Genomic DNA, 18,626 nt, shown 5'->3' with positions numbered 1-18,626 from the left:
CGTTTAGTGCCACTTCGGTGGAAGTATCAGCCCGTGTTCTGCAGGCCGGCGGCGACGCCGGACACGGTGCACAGAATCAGGTAGATGTAATCGGCGGTCTGGGATTCGCTCAGTTCGGCCTTGTCCGTCCGCCGCCGCAGGGAGCCCAGTGCCCTCACTTGGGTGATGGACAGGGCGTCCACATAAGGCGACCGGATACGGATGGCCTGCCCCAGAATGTGCCGATGTTCCAGAGGCCAGTCGTCGCCGACGATCTGCAGGACCCATCGGCGGGTCAGGGCCATCTCGTCCAAAACCGCCGCGCTGAGGTCGTCCCGGTCGCCCAGGCTCAGGTACATGCGGGCGATCCGTTCGTCGGTCTTGGCCAAAGACATCTCGATGTTGTCGATGAAGGTGGTGAACAGGGGCCATTCGCGGTAGGCGGCCTGCAGCTGCCCCAAGTCGGCGAACTTCTCGCAGGCGGTGCCCAGCCCATACCAGGCAGCCAGGTTGATGCGGGCCTGGGCCCAGGAGAAGACCCAAGGGATGGTCCGCAGGTCGTCCAAGGATTGGGCGCCCAGCCCGCGCTTGGCCGGCCGGGAGCCGATGGGCAGGAGGCCGATCTCGGTCAAAGGCGTGACCACGGAGAACCAGGGGGCGAAATCGGGGGCGGTGAGCAGGCTCACGTATTTCTCCCGGGAGGCCAGGTCCAAAGCGTCCGCCATATGCTGGTATTTGGCGGTCATGTCCGTGTTGATCTTCTCCACGCTGGGGGCCGACTGGAGCAGGATGGCCGACGCGATGGCCTCCACGTGGCGGGCGGCGAGGACTGGGTTCCCGTAGCGGGCGAAAATCACTTCGCCTTGTTCGGTCACCTTGAAGCGGCAGTTGACTGAGCCGACCGGTTGGGCCAGGACCGCCCTGTTGGCGGGGCCGCCTCCTCGACCGACGGCCCCGCCTCGGCCGTGGAAAAGGGTCAGGTCGATCTCATGCCGCTTGGCCCAGTCGGCGATACGGCCTTGGGCCCGATGCAGGGCCAGGGTTGCGGAGGTGGGTCCGGCGTCTTTGGACGAATCAGAGTAGCCCAGCATGACTTCCATCCGGTTGCCGGTCTGCTTGAGCCGGTTCTTCACTTCGGGTATCTTGATGATTTCGTCTAGGGTGGAAACGGAATTCTCCAGGTCCTCCAGCTGCTCGAAGAGGGGGATCACATCCAGGACGGGGGCGTCTTTAGGGTCGGCGAAAGCGAGCCGGTTGAGCTCGTAGACGTCCCTCACGTGCTGGGCGCTTTTGCAGAAAGAGATCAGATAACGGCCCGCCGCCTGGCGGCCGTTGTGCTTCTGGATGGCTCCGATGGCGCGGAAGGTGCTGAGGACCTCCTGGGTCATGGGGGCCAGGGGCCCGCGTTCCCCGTGGAGGCCGTGTTCGCGGATGTCGTCCAAGGCGCGGGCATGGACCAGGGAATGCTGGCGGAACTCCATCTGGACCATGTGGAAGCCGAAGGTCTCCACCTGCCAGATTAGGTCCTGGACGGGGCCGTAAGCGCTGCGGACGGCCCCGGCTTCGGCCAGGGACTTCTGCACGATGCGCAGGTCGGCCAGGAACTCTTCGGATGAGGAGTACATGAGGTCGGCGTTGCGGTCGCGGGTGGCCCGAAGCCGGTCGGACATGACGAAAAGGCAGGCCCGATGGGGTTCTTTGGTGGAGAGGATCTCGGCCTGGCCGGTCAGCTTTTCGCTCAGCTCCTTTTGCCGGCTCCAGAGGGCTTTGAGCTCTTCGTTGGCGGGGGTGGTCCGGGAGCCTAGGGTCAGGTTGCGGCCGACGGCGTGCGTGGCCCGGGCCAGGGTCTCCAGCATGTGGTTGTAGAACTTGAGGGCCACTTTCCGGCTGACTTTGGCGGTCACGTTGGGGTTGCCGTCGCGGTCGGAGCCGATCCAACTGCCGGGGTGGAAGAAGGCCGGGCAGACCGGGGGTACCGTGCCCGCCTTCTTGCCCAGGATCCAGTTGTCGAAGCGCCGGTAGACCCGGGGGATCATGGTGAAAAGCGTATTGTCGAAGATGTCGAGGATGGTGTCCGCTTCCTCCACCGGGGTCGGCTTCTTGAAGGCGATGGGGGAGGTGCGGTAGAGGGAGTCGATCTCCTGGTAAAGCTGACGGTCCGTTTCGGTCAGGAGAGACCCACCCTGGTGTTTGCGGATGGCCAGGAGGTTGGCGATGCGACGGATCTTCCCTTCCACGGCCTTGCGCCTGGCTTCGGTGGGGTGAGCGGTAAAGACCGGGTGGAATTCCAGCTTTTCCAGCAGTTCCTGAGCCCCGGCAGGGCCGACTTCGTCGATCAGCTGTTTATAGGCCACGGAGATGGCGTTGAGCGGGTCCACGGAAGCGGTCGTGTCCACCTGGTTCTCCCTTTCCAGGAGGACGGACATGCGGTAGTTCTCTTCGCAGAGGTTGGCCAGATGGAAGTAGGTTCCGAAGGCGCGGGCCAAGGCCTGGGCGTCGTCCATGGAGATATCGTCAATCAGGCCGACGACCTCGTCCAGACTGCGTTTCGCCGCTGTATGGAAGTCGGAGCCTTCCCCGTCCTTATGGAATTGTTCCTGGCTGGCCACGATCACGTCTTCACGCAAAGAGTCGAATTTCGCCAGGATCTCCGGATTGTATTCTCCCAGGATTTTCCTCAGGATCTGGAGTACCAGGTCCATGTCCGTCCGCAAGGCCGGCGGCAGGGCGGTTTCTTCCCCGACCTGCCGGGCGTTGAAGGCGATGAACTGGCGGGTGTCCCCCGCTTCCTCCGGCTCTTCCCAGGGCCGCTGCGCCCCTTGCCCCGTCGGTGGAATCGGTGATGTTGATGATATCGGTGATGTTTGCGATGCTTCAGTCATCATGCTCCCTTCGCATGGCCGAGGTTGCCCGTCTACCGGCTTTCGCGGCTCCTCCGCGATTGTTCAGCCGGCCGTTCCAGGCCCAAAGCCCCGGGATGCTTGTGTCTTTTTCATTCTAATGACGTCGCTAACCTTGCCTTGATGGCCGTTCCAGTACTCGAAATCCTCTTTTTGAATATACGCGATCGCCTCTGGAAAGATGTTGTAAGGAAAGATGTTATAAGGATATTCGGAAGGATATTTTAAGGAAATTTGTCTTTCGGGGCTTCTTATACGCCGCGGGTCCTTCCTGGAGGTCTTTCCTTCGGTCTTCCCCTAGGAGATTTCTTGGGGGAGAGGGGTTTCCTTGGTTTCCCTTATGGATTTGCTCTGATTATGGATTTCGCTCTGAATGCGAATGCAAAAACTCTGGACAAATTTTCGCCGACTTTTTCACTTCCTCCATAGTCGAACCGTGTCGTGCACAGGTTATCCACTTACTTATCCACGAAATGTGGATAAGTCTTTCTTCCGTGCACAAGGACACGCTTAGAATGTGGATAAGTCAAAAAGTTATCCAGGTGTTTTTCCACAGGGCCAAGGGAGACTCGCCTCCTTAGCGTCACCGTCCACATAGCCGGTGCCATTTACAATAGGAATATGCCTCAGAATCAGACCTATCCTTATGCCTCAGGCGCCTCCTCTGCGCCGGCGGGCGGCGGCCAGACCCAGACCGGCCGCTCTCTCTATGACCGTGTGCCGCCCCATGATTCCGAGGCGGAAAAAGCCGTTCTGGGCGGCATGCTCATGAGCAAGGAAGCCGTGGGCGAAGTCAGCGAAATGATCAAGTCCGACGATTTCTACGAGCCGCAGAATCAGATGGTCTACGACACCATCCTGGACCTATACAGCGCCTCACAGCCGACGGACGTCATCATGACGGTGAACGAGCTGACCCGCAACGGGGGGATCGAAAAAGTGGGCGGCTCCGAATACGTGCATAGCCTGGTGGAGTCGGTCCCCACGGCCGCCAACGCCTCCTTCTACGCCAACATCGTGCGGGAGCAGGCCATCTTGCGCAATGTGATCGAGACCGGGACCAAGATCACCCAGCTGGGCTACTCGGCGGACGGGTCCGAGGCGGAAGACATCGTCAACCTGGCCCAAGCCCAGGCCTTCGAGCTGGGGACGGGCAATGTCCGCCAGGATTACCGGCCTTTCGGTGATGTGGCCGACGAGACCCTCAAACAGTTGGACGACATCCAGCAGGGAAACGTCCAGCAAGGGGTCAAGACCGGTTTCCGGGACATCGATTCCCTCACCCAAGGCCTGCAGTCGGGGCAGATGATCGTGGTCGCCGGCCGCCCGGCCATGGGCAAATCCACCCTAGGCGTGGACTTCGCCCGTTCCGCTGCCTTGCATCAAGGCCTGACCACCGTCATCTTCTCTTTGGAGATGAACTCCACCGAGTTGGCCCAACGCATCCTGGCCGCCGAAACCAACATCCCTTTGGGGGCCCTGCGTAAGCCGGACGAAATCACCCCGGAGAGGTGGGGGGCCCTCAACGCCGCTTTCGACCGCCTGCACGACGCCCCTTTGTACATCGACGATTCCCCGAACATGTCCCTCATGGAGATTCGGGCCAAATGCCGCCGGCTCAAGCAGACCGAGGACCTGAAACTGGTGGTCATCGACTACCTGCAGCTGATGAGCTCCGGCAAAAAAGTCGAGTCCCGCCAGCAGGAGGTGTCCGAGTTCTCCCGCGCCCTGAAGCTCCTGGCCAAGGAGCTGGAGGTGCCCGTGGTGGCCCTCTCTCAGCTCAACCGCGGGTCGGAGATGAGGCAGGACAAGATCCCCCAGCTGTCAGACCTGCGCGAATCCGGGTCCATCGAGCAAGACGCCGATGTGGTCTTCCTGGTCCACCGCCCGGATTTCTACAACAAAGAGGACCGGCCGGGCGAGGCGGACATCATCATGGCCAAGCACCGTAACGGTCCCACCGATACCTTCCACCTGGCATTCCAAGGGGCGACCTCCAAGTTCGCCGATATGCCCAACGATTACGCCCAAGGGGTCTGAGAGGTCAAGATGGCAGTGAGAATTCTGACGCCCGCAGTCGGCAAAGCCATACGTTCCCTAGCCCGTCTCAGAGGCGGCGGTTCGGCCTTCCCCGGGAAAGTGGTGGAGTCCATCGACCGAGGCTTCCTGGCCCGGACCCTGGGGCAATTGCCTTACGGGGTCGTTCTGGTGTCGGGCACGAACGGGAAGACCACGACCACCCGCATCGTGGCCTCCATGCTGTCCGCCTTGGGGCTCAGGGTCTTCACCAACCCCACCGGGTCCAATTTCACCCGAGGGGTGGTATCCGCCCTCATCGACCAAGTGGATATGAGGGGGCGGCTTGACGCTGACATCGCCGTTTTGGAACTGGACGAGGCCTACGCCGTCCATTTCGTGGAGCAGGTCAAGCCCCGGTACTGTCTGCTGCTGAACGTCATGCGCGATCAGCTGGACCGGTTCGGCGAGATCGACACCACCGCCAGGCTTTTAGGCAAGGCGGCCGCCGCCACGACCGGGGTCCTGGTCCTCAACAGGGAGGATTCCCGCGTGTCCGGCCTCTCCCGTTTGGCTCCCTGGTCCACGGAGAAGCAGTATTTCGGCCTGTCCGATGATTTGGTCTCTTTCTTCCCCTCCGATGACGACATGCATGAGGAAGCCTCGCAAGGGGTCCGGGTCTCGGACACCCATGGGGTCCTGGGCGACGTCGTTTTGACGAAGGTGGACGGGCATACGTCCACCTATCTGATCGACGACCAGGAGTATAGCAAGACTTTGCGGTTGGAGGGGGTCTACAACCTCTACAACGCGGCTGCCGCTTTGACCTTGGTCCGGGCCGTCATGCGGGATGTGAACAAGGCCAGGAACACTTTCATCGGGACCGAGAGGATGCTTGATGCCCTGGCCGCGGTCACCCCGGCTTTCGGTCGCGGGGAGACCGTGACCGTGGGCAAGACGCCGGTGGAGATGATCCTGGTCAAGAACCCCATGGGCTTCCGCTTGGCTTTGAAGTCCTTCCCGGCGGCTGGCTGCCAGACCATGATCGTCATCAACGACCAGTACGCCGATGGGCGTGACATGAGCTGGCTCTGGGACGTCGATTTCAGCAGTCTGGCCGGGGAAGGGGCAGCGATGGTCTCCGGGGTCCGGGCCGACGACATGGCCTTGCGCCTGGCTTATGATCAGGTGGAGGTCGCCGCGGTGGATGCGGACATCGAGCGGGCCGTCAAAGCTTTCCTGCAAGTCAAGCCGGAGCAGCCGCATCATATCTACTGCACTTATACGGCCATGCTGACCGTGCGGCAGGTCCTGTCGCAAATCACCGATGTGGAGGATGTGGGACTGTGAACGAAGCGAAGAACGAGCCTGCGGGACAGACGCCCCCCAAGCAGGTGGACATCGTTTGTCTTTATCCCCAGGATATGAACATCTACGGGGACTTGGGCAACCTCAAGGTCATCGAGACCCGGGTCCGGCTCTATGGTTACCAGCCGATGGTCCACATGTACAACGTAGGCGACCCCTGGCCGGAGCGGGCGGATCTCCTGGTCGGCGGGGGAGGGCAAGACCATGGGCAGATTTCCGTGGGCGAGGACTTGGAGAAGATCGCCCCGATGCTGCGTGGTCTGGCGGACGCCGGCGTGCCCATCCTGGTCATTTGCGGCCTCTACCAGCTGCTGGGCCATGATTTCGAGACCGTGGAGGAGGAGAAGATCTCCGGCATCGGCCTCCTGGACGTCCATACCGTCGGGCAGAAAGTCCGGATGATCGGCAACCTGACCGAGCATACCCAGGAATTCGGCGATGTGATCGGCTACGAGAACCATTCGGGCCAGACCTTCCTCGGGCCAGGATCCCAGGCATGGGGCCGGGTGGATGCCGATGGTACCGGTAACAACGGGCAGGACCACACCGAAGGCGCCCGTTACAAGAACGTGATCGGCACCTACCTGCACGGTTCACTCCTGCCCAAGAATCCGGCCGTCGCCGATTTCCTGATCAAGACCGCCATAACGAATCGGTATGGGAAATTCGAGGATGCGAGCACTCCCAGTCAGAAGAAGGAGCTGGCCATGCTCAATCGTCTAGCCGCCCGGGCGCGCAAGTCCGCCATGGCCCGGCCCCGGTAGCAATGAGCGATGGGTGCGTTTGTCCTCTTTCCTACGCCCCTGCTCCTGCTCCGCCTCTCCCTTTCTCCCTTTCTCCCTTTTCTCTCCTTCTTCTCTCCGCCCTCTCTTTCCCCTCACGAGTTTCTTCTGCTCCGCGCGAGTCCGCGTCAGGACCAGTTGCTGGTCCGGGAGCTTGGCTGCCTTGTCCCCGATGAGGATGGGCCGGTAGACGCTTCACTGTTACCGGTAACACCGGCCCCTCCTTCGTTTTCCGACTTGCCGGATGAAGCCTTCTTCTTGAAGAGGCCGAATCCGCGCTTCTTGGTCTGGGAAGAGGATTCCGGCTTAGCGTTTTTCTTGGTCTTTGAAGCCTTGGCCTTCCGGTTCTGGCTGATGTAGTCCACGATGCCGGCTGCCAGGAGGGCGATGCCCGAGATGACGGCGGTGATCCAGTAGCCCCGCGGGACGCGGAAAGCCGGGATGATGAGCACCTCCAAGAGGAGGATCAGGCCGACGATCAGCATGGGGGCGTCGGCGAAAATGGCGCTCCCGGTCAGATACATCAACCCGACCAGGGCGCTGACCAGGATGCAGTTGAGGATCCCCAGGCCGGAAGGATTGAAGTTGTATTGGGAAGCGACCGTGTTGACGGCCAGCTCGCACACGAAGAAGGCTATCAGCCAGGCCAGCACCCAGATCCGGGTCCCCTGGATCATATGTTCAGCCAGCCCAGCGTTGGACAGGCCTTGTTTGGAAGTGCCGACTCCGTAGCCGATGATGATGGCGAAGATGACCGAAATGGCCATGCAGATGGTATAGAGGACATAGCCCCAGGTCGTGGTCTTCCCGAAATTATCGGTGGCGAAGGCCAGGAGGCCGAAGCCGAGAAGCCAGACGAAGGCCCAGAAGAAGTAATACATCCAGGTTGGCAGGTTGAAGACGTGCCGGATGGGAGGGGTAGGAGGCGTACCAGGCCTTCCGGGCTGGCTGTGGCCCTCCTCGTCGTTATAGTCATTCATGGAACCCACCGGAAGGTCTCCGGGACGGGTTGAAGAGCTTGAATCCACCATTGTTGTCTCCTTACCCTCGTGGATGTCGCCTGCCAGGGATTCTCCCGGTCAAGCGCGCGCATTTGGGCGGCGTTTATCGGCTTTTCTATCAGTTTCCAGTATATCCGTATGCCCGCTGAATGGCGAAGGCCAAGGCTAGGACCGTATGGTCTTTCAGGTCGCGGGGATTGTAGCCGGTCAGGTCCGTTATCTTGTTGAGCCGGTTCTGGACCGTGTTCTTATGGAGGAAGAGCTCCCGGGCCGTGCGGATGATGCTGCCGTTGCAGGCGGTGTAGGTCAGGAAGAGGTCGCTCGCCTGCCGAATCTCCTCGTCTGTCATGTCTCCCAGAACATGCGAGAGGAAGACCCGGCGGTCTTCCTCCTTGCTGGACCTGAGCAGGATGTCGATATCCAAGGAATCAAAGGTCAGATAAGTCCCGGTCATGCGTCTGCTTGCGCTGTCCGCGGCCATAGAGGCTTGGAGAAAGGCGGTCTGGTAGGCGGCAGGGAAGCCCTCCGCCTGGCCCTCGGCCTGGTCTCCCGGGTGGAAGGGATCGCTGATGCCGATGAAGAAGGACTTCACATGATGGGACAGGGGGACGGCCAAGCGGTCGGCCAGCTGCAGGATGCTGTCTTGCCCGGATCCAATGGATGCCAAGGGGATGAAGAAAGTGGCTGTCTGCGGGCGAAGGGAGAAGAAGGAGCCGGAGGCCTGCCTTTCCAGAAAGGCGTTCATGTCGTTCAGGAGGCTGGCCCGGTCCTGGTATGAATGGTCTTTTCCGTCGAAAGCGGCGACCAGACAGATGTGGTCCTGCGCAAGATCGACGTTCAAGGCGGAAGACAGGTAGGAAAGCATGGAGGGGTCGCTCTGGTCCGTCAGGAGCAGGGTGACCAGGTTGGCCATGGTCATGCTTTTGTCGAACCGGGTCGTCCGTTCGAAATTCTCTTGGAGAAGGATCTCGGTCATGCGGCGGAGCACGTCGCCGAAAGGCTTCACGTCCTGTTTGCGGCCCGTGATGCCGATGACGGCGACCACCTGCCCCTGGAAGGAGACGGGCACGTTGATTCCATTGCGGGCCCCGATATACTGTTTGCTGTCATCGACTTCCACTGTGACCCTGCGATTGGCCGCTAGGAAAGCGGCCTCGTGGAAGCTACCGATGCGGCTGGGATCGGTGCTGGCGATGCAGTGGCCGGAAGTGTCGAAAAAATTGATGTTGTGGTGGGTGCTGCGGCTGACCTCTTGGGCGATGGTCTGCGCCAGCTCGGCTTCAATCTCCATATCAACAGTATACACATGTTACACGTAACATTTTGGAGTTGATGAGAGGCTGATAATCAGTCTTCGAGGACATGGGCAATCACCGGATGGCAGACGCATAATAAAAGTAATCCCAACGAAAAATCAAGGCCGAATTCGTTGGGACTAGTTCAAAGATGTACTAACAGTGAGGTTATACGTACCATGACAATAGCATTAGCCTGGTGGGCAGCCTTGATAGGGCTTGCGCTCGCCATCATCCTTATCCTTCTGAAACTGAACCCTACTTACGCGCTCCTGCTAGGGACCATCGTCGGATGCCTGATTGGTGGAGTCGGCTTCCCCAAGACGGTGGAGGTGGTCGTCGCCGGTGGGGAAAGTGTTATGGGTACCATCATCCGTGTTTTAGCTGCAGGGGTCTTGGCAGGGGTCATGATGGAATCCGGCGCAGCCGATCAGATAGCCAGAACCATCGTCTCCAAGTTCGGCGAGAAACTGGCCATCTTCTCCCTGGCCTTCGCTACCATGATTATCTGCGCCGTCGGGGTCTTCATCCCCGTTGCCGTTCTGATCGTCGCCCCTATCGCTATAGAAGTCGGCAGTCGTATGAGCATTTCCAAGCTGGCCTTGCTTATCGCGCTTTCCGGCGGCGGGAAGGCGGGAAATATCATTTCTCCCAACCCCAACACCATAGCCGCCGCGGAAGGTTTCAGCTCCAAAACGGTCACCATCCAACCATCCCAAGTGATGGTCGCCAGCCTGATTCCCGCACTTTTCGGCCTGGCCATGGCGGTCCTCCTGGCCACCCTCATGAAGAAGAAGGGGAAGATCGTGCAGGAATCCGATCTGACCGGCAGCTCCGCGAAGACCAAGGAAGACAAAGAATTGCCATCCATCGGCGCTTCCCTAGTGGCCCCTATAGTGGCTGTTGTCCTTCTGCTCCTCAACCCGATTGGTTCCATGCTGCATATCTCCCTGCTGGAGAAGTTCCAGGTGGATGCCATGTATATTTTGCCTTTGGCCGCAATCATTGGTCTTCTGGCCATGAAGCAGGGCAAGCATATTCTGGAATACACCAAGGCCGGTCTGGGTCGTATGGTCGATGTGGTCATGATTCTCATCGGCGCCGGTGCTATCGGGGCCCTCATCACCAAGTCCGACCTTCCTCAACAGATTGTTTCCATCATCAACCACATCGGCATCCCCGGGACTTTGTTGGCGCCTATCGCCGGCATTCTGATGGCTGCCGCCACGGCATCCACCTCGACTGGCGTCATCTTGGGCTCCCAGGCCTTCGGATCCTCCATCCTCTCCTTTGGGACGAGCCGGCTGGCTGCCGCTGTTACCATGCAGGCAGGTGCGACCGTCATTGATGGCCTGCCTCAAGGCAATTACTTCCATGTGACAGCCAAGGCCATGAACATGGATTTGAAAGAGCGTATGTCGGTTCTGCCATTCGAAGCCCTGGTCGGTCTGACCATGACAGTCGTGGCTACCATCATGTATATCGTGCTTTAAACCGGAAGACCGGAAGATCTGCTGATTTTCGCGAAGGAGCGTAAAAATGAAAATCGTGATTGCACCTGACTCTTTCAAAGGAAGCCTGACCGCTCAGGAAGCGGCCGATGCCATTGAGGAAGGCATCCGTAAAATCCTTCCGGATGCGGAACTGGTCAAAGTCCCTATGGCTGATGGAGGCGAAGGGACCGTCCGTTCCTTGGTTGACGCCACCGGCGGGCAAATCGTCACCGCCGAAGTGACGGATCCCCTAGGTCGCCCGGCCGAAGCCGCTTATGGTCTGCTGGGTGATGGGAGCACGGCCGTCATTGAGATGGCCGCGGCCTCGGGTATCCAGTTCGTGGACGCGCAAACCCGGAACCCTCTGATCACCACGACTTATGGAACCGGGCAACTGGTCAAGGATGCCTTGGACCACGGGGTCAAGGAGATCATCGTCGGGCTGGGCGGCTCCGCCACCAATGATGGGGGAGCGGGCATGGCTCAAGCCTTGGGCGTTCAACTGCTGGACATCAATGGGGACGAGCTGCCTTACGGGGGCGAGGCCCTGCTCAAACTGGACAAGGTGGACTGCAGCCAGCTGGATCCTCGACTGGAGCAGGTCCGCATTCGCTTGGCCTCGGATGTGACCAACCCTTTGACCGGTCTGCGGGGAGCGTCCGCGGTCTTCGGCCCGCAGAAAGGGGCTACCCCGGCCATGGTGGAGAAACTGGACGAAGCCCTGATCCATTACGCTAAAGTGATTGAAAGCCAACTGGGCCGTGACGTCCGCGATGTCCCCGGCGCCGGCGCCGCCGGCGGCCTGGGGGCGGGCTTCCTGGCCTTCACCGACGCCAGCATGCAGCCGGGAGTTCAGATTGTGGTGGAAGCCACCCATCTGAAAGAACTGGCCGCCGGAGCGGCCCTCTGCATCACGGGTGAAGGCGGCATCGACTACCAGACCCAGTTCGGCAAGACTCCCATGGGCACGGCCCAAGCCGTGAAGGAGGTGACCCCCGATTGCACTGTGGTCGCCATCGCTGGCAACGTGGGTCAGGGAATCAACCAGCTTTATGGACTTGGCATAGACGCCATCTTCGGCATCATGCCCGGGGTGGCGACCATGCAGGACGCCATCGCCGGTGCCGGCGTCAACCTGTCCCGGACAGCCGAGAACGTGGCCCGCCTGGTCGTCAAGGCCCGGTGCGGCATGACCTCTTAGGCGGGGCGGAGTCTGACTCTTGCCGTTGCCGTCCATACCGGACCACCGGACCAGGATAAGCGGGATCCTCAGCGGGATCCTCCGGAATCAGTGGCGCACTGAATCAGTAGCGCATATTGATGCCGTTCTTCCTGCCATGTTTGAGGATGAGGCGGAAAAGGAGGTAGCCGATGGCCAGGTAAACCAGACTCTGGCCGCCGGCCGCCGCCCATTGGAAAAGGGTGACAGGCCTGGTCCAGGATTGCTGAATCAGCTGGATCCCGTATTGCAGAGGCAGGATCCGGCCCATCCAAATCAGGGCCGGCGGCAGGGAAGACAAAGGCACCACGACGCCGGAGACCAACATGAGCACATAGCCGAAAAGGGTGGAGTAAGCCTGGGTGCGGGTATAGACCACGGTCAGGGAGACGAAAATCAGGGTAAAGCCGAAAAGCCCTGCGAACATGATCAGACACAGGCCCAGGCTTGTCAGGTTCATGACCATAGGTATACGCATGACGGCAAAAAGCCCTACGATGAAAATGGCGTTGATGGCGATGGAGATGAGACTCCAGGTGAGGGTCTTGACCAGAACCTGGGTGAAGAGGGAGGTGGGTCTGAGCATCAGTTGGGTGAACGTGCCGTTCTGTTTGTCGGTGGAGATGGACAGGCTGCCTTCTTCGATGAGGAAGGTCGAAGCCGTCCACAGGAAGTAGCCCAGCCAGGCGGTGGGATTCTTCCGGACGTTGGTGGCCATGGCCATCATGGCCACCAGGATTCCGGTGAGGATCAGGTCCGATATGTAATTGCTCAGATACCGGCGCAGCTCCAAAACGTAGCGATGCAGTTCGGCGATCAGGAGGATGCTGAATTTGCGCAAATGGGACGGTCGGCGCGGACCGGGGGACGGATGCGGCAGGCCGGGCTGGCCTGGTCGGCGCGAACCATGGGAAGCTTGAGACGCCGGGGACGTTTGGGAACCCTGGAGATCCTCTGTCATATTCATCGTTCTTCTCCTTCTGCCGCTTTCCCCGGCTTGCCTGCTTCGACCGATCCTATCGGATTCCCCTGGTCTTCGTCATCCACGGTGAAGAGTTCCAGAAGAATGTGCTCCAAGTCCATGGAGGCGTCATCCCGACCGGTCAACCGCCGGCTATGGACGCGGATGAAGTCGGGATAGGTGCCGGCCCATTGGGTGCGGCCATGGTGGATCAGAGTGATGTCATCGGCCACCGCATCCACCACTTCCGACTGATGGGTGGCGATGATGATGCCTGTCCCCTGCCGGGAGAGGGCCGTGATCGCCTGGAGGAAGTCGCGTTTGGAGACCACGTCCAGGCCTAAAGTGGGTTCATCGAGGATGAGGGCTTCTGGCCGGGGGATCATGCCGGTGACCAAGGCCAGCTTTTGCTGGGTGCCGCGGGACCAGTCGCCCACCGGCTTATCCATATGCTCGGTCAGCTTCAGGGAATCCATGAGCTCCCGGCAGCGTTCGAAGGTCTCCTTGCGCCCGTAGCCGTACAGGCCTCCCTGATAAGCGAGGTTATCCCAGCCGGTCAGGAACATGTAGGCCAGGGAAGAGTCCTCCAGCACACAAGACAGATGTTCGTAGAGGGAGTTCCGCCATGAATCCAAAGGCCGGTCATGGAAGAGGATCTGACCGCTGGTGGGCTGCAGGAGGCCGCACATCATGCGTAAAGTGGTGCTTTTGCCAGCCCCGTTGGGCCCCAGCAGGCCCATGATGCGACCGGGTCTGACGGCGATGGACAGATTGCTCACCGCAGGTTTTCCGTGAAAATCCCTGCTCACCTGATCGGTCAGGAGGATCGGTGCGGCGGGCGGCATATCATTTTCGGATCCTTCCGGCATCATTCGACTCCTTCCAGAAGGTGCTCTTTTAATACTCTTCTCTCATTGTGTTCAAAAGACCAGCGGGGGCACCACTTTTGCACTTCTTCATTGAGATAGGTGCATCCTCCCTCGCAGACAGGAAGGAACTTGCAATCTCGACAGTGCTTTGTAAGAAGCCCGTCGCTCTCTATTCTTTGGCTACGGGCAAAATCGAACGAAGCCTCTTCGTAGTTTGTGAAAGAAGTCTGCCGAAAAGCTGAATTTCCAATCGCATTGATACATGAGAAGAGCTGACCGAAGGGATCGATAAAGTAAGCGTCTGAGTGGTACATTCCACAGCCTAAGTGAGATGTACGTAGGAACGCATCATTTACAAAGCCATATCTCTCGGCAATTTTGATTGCTTCATACCATTCTGAATTTCGCCGATTTAAAATCTCTTCGTATGAGCTATGCGGCGATGAAAAGACTTCACTAAATATCAGCCGCCCATTGAAATGGAAACTCTGCAAATCGTCGCAAAGTCCTTTGATTCCAGAGATATTTTTTTTAGATAGATTGCAGTTTATGGTGATTTTTTCGTTGGGGTATTTGTTTTGAATGTATCTGATATTGCTCATGATTTCATGGTAAGAGCCTTGTCCATTAGGGTAGAAGCGCAACTGATCGTGATAATCCTGAGCTCCGTCAAGAGTGATATCAAAAGTGAAAGAGCCTAGCCTTCGACAATCCTCAATTAATTGGTCCGATAAAGAAGTACCATTGCAAACGACAATTCCACTAATTGGACAGGATAAACTGCTCAGCTTGTCTGAAACTTCATGTACAATCCGCGGATGAAGTGTAGGCTCCCCGCCTATGAGCGTAAGTGATAATTCGTGATACTGCCCTTGAGCAATGAGAAAGACGATTTGTTCACAAACTTTATTTATGGTCTCTTCAGTCATAATCGCATTTTTGTCAACATTATTTTGATAACAATATGGGCACCGGAGATTACAGTCATAGTTGAGATGAAGAATAACGTCAAGTAGGCTGTGAGAATAGCGAGCCATATCACGCAGAACTTGGTACTCTTCGTAAGAACCAATCGTTTGATTTTCGATGATATGCGTGCCAAGGTAGTGTTTGACGTCTTGGTCTGGGATAGTTATAACGTTTCCGTCAAGCTGGTCTTTTTTGATTGAAATATGCTTTTTGGTAATGTAGCTATATAGGATAAGTTCATCATCAGCTTCAAATACATCAGTGTACTTGTTTAAGCGGAATGTCAGCATTTTCCTTACCATATTGCTTTCCTCCTGTCTTTCTCCTTATGCGTAACTAGAATTAATAACCTTCAGATTATTAAATAGCTGCTTATACCAAATTTCTGCTATGCTTGCAGTTAAAGAATTTGCAAGCATGGGCGCTTTAAGAGCGATGTTCAACCCTTGCGCGGTCAAGCTGTTTTTTTGGAAGTATAAAGGTTTGTGTAGATGAAGAGCTCGCCATATATCTCTAAAATAAGGCTGAACTTGGCTCATGGGGGTGTCGGACAGCATGATGGTCGCACCAGTTTGCGCATGATGGCCCATCGCCTCTAGCACTGTATCAGGTTTGATTATATCGGTATTGAAAATAACTGTAACTTTATCAGAATACAGAGTTTGATAGCTTTGAGGTATTGAGTCGGCATTTCGAATAGTTATACATATTCTGCTAAGAATACGAGACTGAGAAAATTGTTGAATCGTCTTATTTAAAACAGAGCTATTGGGCACGGCCAAGAAAGGAGATCTGACAGATGCAAAGTTATTTTTGAAATAAAAGCGATAGAACCTTTTCTCTTCTTCAGTAGAGCGGAAGAAAAACGGAACGCCGACATTGAGACATCTTTGCTGATCTAGCAGTGAGCCAAACACGATTTTACAACAATTGACGAGTCGATTGGTCAACGAATACTGCTGCTTAAAAGTGTTTAAACTGACAATCGAAACCGCATTGGAAAGGTAAAGCGGCGCTTCCGTCTTTCGAAATTCTTGCATAGCGAATTCCTAGTCATCTCGCTGTGAGCTACAGCTACAATGAGAGAAATGATCCTCGAAGAGATAATCGGAGTCTTGAAGGAACTCTTCCTCAAGAGCATCGAAATCAAGGTTATTGATTTCGACCGCACTTTGTAGCGTTTCAGCTGCTGCAGTTGCAATCGCCGTTTGCATTTTCACCTCCTTATTATCGGGTGAATAAACTTGCAATTCTAATAGTAGAATATTAGCGAGAATATGTCGAGAGTTCTCTCAAAATATGGACTTGCTGTATAACCTGGTTCTATGTGCCTCGATGAGAACCGGGGAATGCATAAGCCATTCCTGCTGTCCGCAGTTGGGCCGCACGAGGCAGGCGAGGATTGCCCTGAGAATTATCTTCCGTATGAAGGACGCCGATGAGCCCATGCCCGCGTGATACCACGTTGTCAATCGGCCATTGTCAATCTATTGTCAACCGGTTAAAAAGTTCTCCCTGTCAAGCGCAGATCGTTCGAGAAGCTCAGTCCGACATCAGGGATGTGGATGTTGCATGAGCTTCAGCGCTGGCTCGCAGGGATAAGCGCTGAATGGTCCGCGCAAGCGAGTCCGACGACAGCTCTTTTTCACAAAATCAGACAGCCTTCGCATCGCATGCATGGTGAGAGTGGAAGCGCCGGTGCCGTGCGGTCGCTTTGAATCACTCCAGCTCGAAGGCCCCGGTATAGAGCTGGTAATACTCGCCCTTCTGTTCCAGCAGCTGGTCGTGTGTGCCGCGCTCGATGATGCGGCCGTGGTCCATGACCATGATCACATCGGAGTTGCGGATGGTGGACAGGCGGTGGGCAATCACGAAGACCGTGCGGCCTTCCATGAGGGCGTCCATGCCGGCTTGGACGATTTGCTCGGTGCGGGTATCGATGGAGGAAGTGGCCTCGTCCAGGATCATGACCGGGGGGTCGGCCACGGTCGCGCGGGCGATGGAGATCAGCTGGCGCTGGCCTTGGGACAGGCCGGATCCGTCGCCTTGAAGGACGGTGTCATAACCGTGGGGGAGCATGCGGATGAAGCCGTCGGCGTTGGCCAGCTTGGCGGCGGAGATGCATTCGTCATCCGTGGCGTCCAACTTGCCATAGCGGATGTTATCCATAACAGTGCCGGTGAAGAGGTTCACATCCTGCAGGACGATGCCCAGGGACTGGCGCAGGTCCTTCTTGTTGATGTCGCGGATGTTGATCCCGTCATAGAGGATGGACCCGCTGTCGATGTCGTAGAAACGGTTGATCAGGTTGGTGATCGTGGTCTTGCCGGCTCCGGTCGCGCCCACCAGTGCCACTTTCTGACCCGGCTTGGCGTAGAGGGAGATGTCATGGAGGATCTGATGCCCGCGCTCATAAGAGAAGTTGACGTCTTTGAAGCGGATGTCGCCCCTGAGCAGGGTATAGGCCCCGGCGGCCGTCCGGGAGGTCTTGCCGGCCAAGGCGGCCACGGATGCGGCTCTCCATCCTGCCAGGCGGGTGGTCGCCCCGGTCTTGGTCACTGCGCCCACGCCCTTTTCGATTTGGACGTTGGCCGGAACCCGCCAGGCCCACTTATCGGTGTGATGGGCGGCCTGGGTGATGGTTCCGTCTTCGGCCACATGGGCCTTGATCAGGGTCACTGTGCCGGAATTGGTTTCGGGCGCCTGGTCCAGGAAGTCGAAGATGCGGGAGGCGCCGGCCAAGGCCATCATGACGAAGGCGAACTGGTTGGAGATCTGCCCGATCGGGTTGATGAAGCTGCGGGAGAGGGTGAGGAAGGAGACGATTCCGCCCAGGGTGAGGGCCGCCGACCCGGTCAGGCTGACGTTGCGGAAGCCGCCCAAAACGGCCCCGGCCCCGACGATGGCGACGAGCACATACAGGAGATAGCCCATGTTACCGACGACAGGCATGGTGATGTTGCCGAAGTAGTTGGCCTGGGAGGAGGCCTGGTAAAGGTCGTCGTTCTTCTGGTCGAAGGTTTTCTGGGTGGCATCCTCATGGGTGAAGACCTTGATCACCTTCTGGCCATTGATGGCCTCTTCGATGAAGCCGTTCACGTCGCCCAGCTCTTTCTGTTGGCGGACGAAGTAGCGGCCGGAGGCGGAAGTCAGGCGTTGGATGACGACGATCAGCAGGAGGGCGAAAGCCAGGACGAAGAAGGCCAGGGGGACGGAGATGAGCAGCATGGCCACGAAGGCGGCGATGACGCTCATGATCGAAGAGAACATCTGGGGCAGGCTCTGGGAGATGGCCTGGCGCAGGGCGTCGGTGTCGTTGGTGTAGAAGCTCATGACGTCCCCATGCAGATGGGTGTCGAAATACTTGATCGGCAGGGTCTGTTGGTGGGCGAACATGTCGTCCCTAATGGTCTTGAGCACCCCTTGTTCCACCTTGACCAGGATCCGGTTGTAGGTCAGGGTGGCGATGACCCCGGCGGTGAAGACGATGGCCAGCACTCCCAGTCCTTGGGCCAGGGGGAGGAAATCAGGATGGGACTTGCCCACTTGGGGCATGATGTAGGAGTCGATCAGGGTCTGCAGGAAGAAGCCCATGGCCGCGTTGGCCGCGGCGGAGATGATGATGCAGAGCACCACCACGATCATCTGCCATTTGTAGGCGAAGATGTAGGAGAGGAGGTGGGATGTGGTCCCCTTCCTCGGTTTGTCTTTCTTTGCGTCTTTCATGGTCGTTCGTTTCGTTTCTTTTTGCTTCGCTCGGCCCGGCCGTTCTGT

General features: G+C 57.9%; 14 protein-coding genes. 5 read left to right on the top strand and 9 right to left on the bottom strand.

Features of this window, described 5'->3' with window-relative positions; translation table 11 throughout:
• Window positions 1-26: 26 nt before the first annotated feature.
• Window positions 27-2,681: a phosphoenolpyruvate carboxylase gene (locus PSDT_RS07285; protein WP_223293573.1), complete on the bottom strand. Its 2,655-nt coding sequence runs from the start codon at window positions 2,679-2,681 to the stop codon at window positions 27-29.
• A gap of 819 nt (window positions 2,682-3,500) precedes the next feature.
• Here PSDT_RS07285 and dnaB point away from each other — a divergent pair.
• Genes dnaB through PSDT_RS07270 form a run of 3 tightly spaced genes read left to right on the top strand, consistent with a single transcriptional unit; the run spans window position 3,501 to window position 7,027 of the window.
• Window positions 3,501-4,919, top strand: coding sequence for a replicative DNA helicase (gene dnaB / locus PSDT_RS07280; RefSeq protein ID WP_006288562.1), 1,419 nt, complete (start codon window positions 3,501-3,503; stop codon window positions 4,917-4,919).
• Window positions 4,920-4,928: 9 nt separating this feature from the next.
• On the top strand, window positions 4,929-6,245 hold the full coding sequence (locus tag PSDT_RS07275) for a Mur ligase family protein (protein WP_006288563.1): 1,317 nt from the start codon (window positions 4,929-4,931) through the stop codon (window positions 6,243-6,245).
• Complete coding sequence (locus PSDT_RS07270; RefSeq protein ID WP_006290052.1) at window positions 6,242-7,027, top strand: type 1 glutamine amidotransferase; 786 nt, start codon at window positions 6,242-6,244, stop codon at window positions 7,025-7,027. The genes PSDT_RS07275 and PSDT_RS07270 overlap by 4 nt, the downstream gene beginning before the upstream one ends.
• A 146-nt stretch (window positions 7,028-7,173) precedes the next feature.
• On the opposite strand, the gene PSDT_RS07265 is transcribed toward PSDT_RS07270, so the two are convergent.
• On the bottom strand, window positions 7,174-8,076 hold the full coding sequence (locus PSDT_RS07265) for a hypothetical protein (RefSeq protein WP_006288565.1): 903 nt from the start codon (window positions 8,074-8,076) through the stop codon (window positions 7,174-7,176).
• A gap of 88 nt (window positions 8,077-8,164) precedes the next feature.
• Window positions 8,165-9,337: a CdaR family transcriptional regulator gene (locus tag PSDT_RS07260; protein ID WP_006288566.1), complete on the bottom strand. Its 1,173-nt coding sequence runs from the start codon at window positions 9,335-9,337 to the stop codon at window positions 8,165-8,167.
• A 183-nt stretch (window positions 9,338-9,520) separates the two neighbouring features.
• On the opposite strand from PSDT_RS07260, the gene PSDT_RS07255 reads away from it, so the two are divergent.
• Together PSDT_RS07255 and PSDT_RS07250 are read left to right on the top strand one after the other, a co-directional pair.
• Complete coding sequence (locus PSDT_RS07255) at window positions 9,521-10,834, top strand: GntP family permease (protein WP_006288567.1); 1,314 nt, start codon at window positions 9,521-9,523, stop codon at window positions 10,832-10,834.
• Window positions 10,835-10,880: 46 nt separating this feature from the next.
• The gene (locus tag PSDT_RS07250; protein ID WP_006288568.1) at window positions 10,881-12,035 is read left to right on the top strand and encodes a glycerate kinase; all 1,155 of its coding nucleotides are present in this window, start codon (window positions 10,881-10,883) and stop codon (window positions 12,033-12,035) included.
• A 103-nt stretch (window positions 12,036-12,138) separates the two neighbouring features.
• On the opposite strand, the gene PSDT_RS07245 is transcribed toward PSDT_RS07250, so the two are convergent.
• The 6 genes from PSDT_RS07245 to PSDT_RS07225 all read right to left on the bottom strand — a co-directional run bounded on the left by PSDT_RS07245 (window position 12,139) and on the right by PSDT_RS07225 (window position 18,578).
• Window positions 12,139-13,014 (bottom strand): ABC transporter permease, encoded by an 876-nt coding sequence (locus PSDT_RS07245; RefSeq protein WP_223293519.1) that lies wholly within the window; start codon window positions 13,012-13,014, stop codon window positions 12,139-12,141.
• 2 nt (window positions 13,015-13,016) lie between these two features.
• Window positions 13,017-13,886, bottom strand: a complete 870-nt coding sequence (locus tag PSDT_RS07240) for an ABC transporter ATP-binding protein (protein ID WP_006288570.1) — start codon at window positions 13,884-13,886, stop codon at window positions 13,017-13,019.
• Entirely contained in the window at window positions 13,883-15,142 is a 1,260-nt protein-coding gene (locus PSDT_RS07235) for a radical SAM/SPASM domain-containing protein (protein WP_223293520.1), read from the bottom strand. The genes PSDT_RS07240 and PSDT_RS07235 overlap by 4 nt, the downstream gene beginning before the upstream one ends.
• 36 nt (window positions 15,143-15,178) lie before the next feature.
• Window positions 15,179-15,892, bottom strand: coding sequence for a hypothetical protein (locus PSDT_RS07230; RefSeq protein WP_006288572.1), 714 nt, complete (start codon window positions 15,890-15,892; stop codon window positions 15,179-15,181).
• Window positions 15,893-15,901: 9 nt separating this feature from the next.
• On the bottom strand, window positions 15,902-16,066 hold the full coding sequence (locus PSDT_RS08370; RefSeq protein ID WP_154645715.1) for a hypothetical protein: 165 nt from the start codon (window positions 16,064-16,066) through the stop codon (window positions 15,902-15,904).
• Between the two features lie 505 nt (window positions 16,067-16,571).
• Window positions 16,572-18,578 (bottom strand): ABC transporter ATP-binding protein, encoded by a 2,007-nt coding sequence (locus PSDT_RS07225; RefSeq protein ID WP_036737362.1) that lies wholly within the window; start codon window positions 18,576-18,578, stop codon window positions 16,572-16,574.
• Window positions 18,579-18,626 lie beyond the last annotated feature (48 nt).

It is taken from the genome of Parascardovia denticolens DSM 10105 = JCM 12538, from assembly GCF_001042675.1.
Lineage (GTDB): Bacteria > Actinomycetota > Actinomycetes > Actinomycetales > Bifidobacteriaceae > Scardovia > Scardovia denticolens.
Note: the sequence above shows the minus strand (reverse complement) of the source record. Positions and strands in the feature narration are given on the sequence as shown.

Bases quoted from the DNA above. Each gene is read 5' to 3' on its own strand.
- PSDT_RS07285 (WP_223293573.1), bottom strand. From the start codon at position 2,681: ATGGACCTGGTACTCCAGATCCTGAGGAAAATCCTGGGAGAATACAAT.
- dnaB (WP_006288562.1), top strand. From the start codon at position 3,501: ATGCCTCAGAATCAGACCTATCCTTATGCCTCAGGCGCCTCCTCTGCG.
- PSDT_RS07275 (WP_006288563.1), top strand. From the start codon at position 4,929: ATGGCAGTGAGAATTCTGACGCCCGCAGTCGGCAAAGCCATACGTTCC.
- PSDT_RS07265 (WP_006288565.1), bottom strand. From the start codon at position 8,076: ATGGTGGATTCAAGCTCTTCAACCCGTCCCGGAGACCTTCCGGTGGGT.
- PSDT_RS07260 (WP_006288566.1), bottom strand. From the start codon at position 9,337: ATGGAGATTGAAGCCGAGCTGGCGCAGACCATCGCCCAAGAGGTCAGC.
- PSDT_RS07255 (WP_006288567.1), top strand. From the start codon at position 9,521: ATGACAATAGCATTAGCCTGGTGGGCAGCCTTGATAGGGCTTGCGCTC.
- PSDT_RS07250 (WP_006288568.1), top strand. From the start codon at position 10,881: ATGAAAATCGTGATTGCACCTGACTCTTTCAAAGGAAGCCTGACCGCT.
- PSDT_RS07245 (WP_223293519.1), bottom strand. From the start codon at position 13,014: ATGACAGAGGATCTCCAGGGTTCCCAAACGTCCCCGGCGTCTCAAGCT.
- PSDT_RS07240 (WP_006288570.1), bottom strand. From the start codon at position 13,886: ATGATGCCGGAAGGATCCGAAAATGATATGCCGCCCGCCGCACCGATC.
- PSDT_RS07235 (WP_223293520.1), bottom strand. From the start codon at position 15,142: ATGCTGACATTCCGCTTAAACAAGTACACTGATGTATTTGAAGCTGAT.
- PSDT_RS07230 (WP_006288572.1), bottom strand. From the start codon at position 15,892: ATGCAAGAATTTCGAAAGACGGAAGCGCCGCTTTACCTTTCCAATGCG.
- PSDT_RS08370 (WP_154645715.1), bottom strand. From the start codon at position 16,066: ATGCAAACGGCGATTGCAACTGCAGCAGCTGAAACGCTACAAAGTGCG.
- PSDT_RS07225 (WP_036737362.1), bottom strand. From the start codon at position 18,578: ATGAAAGACGCAAAGAAAGACAAACCGAGGAAGGGGACCACATCCCAC.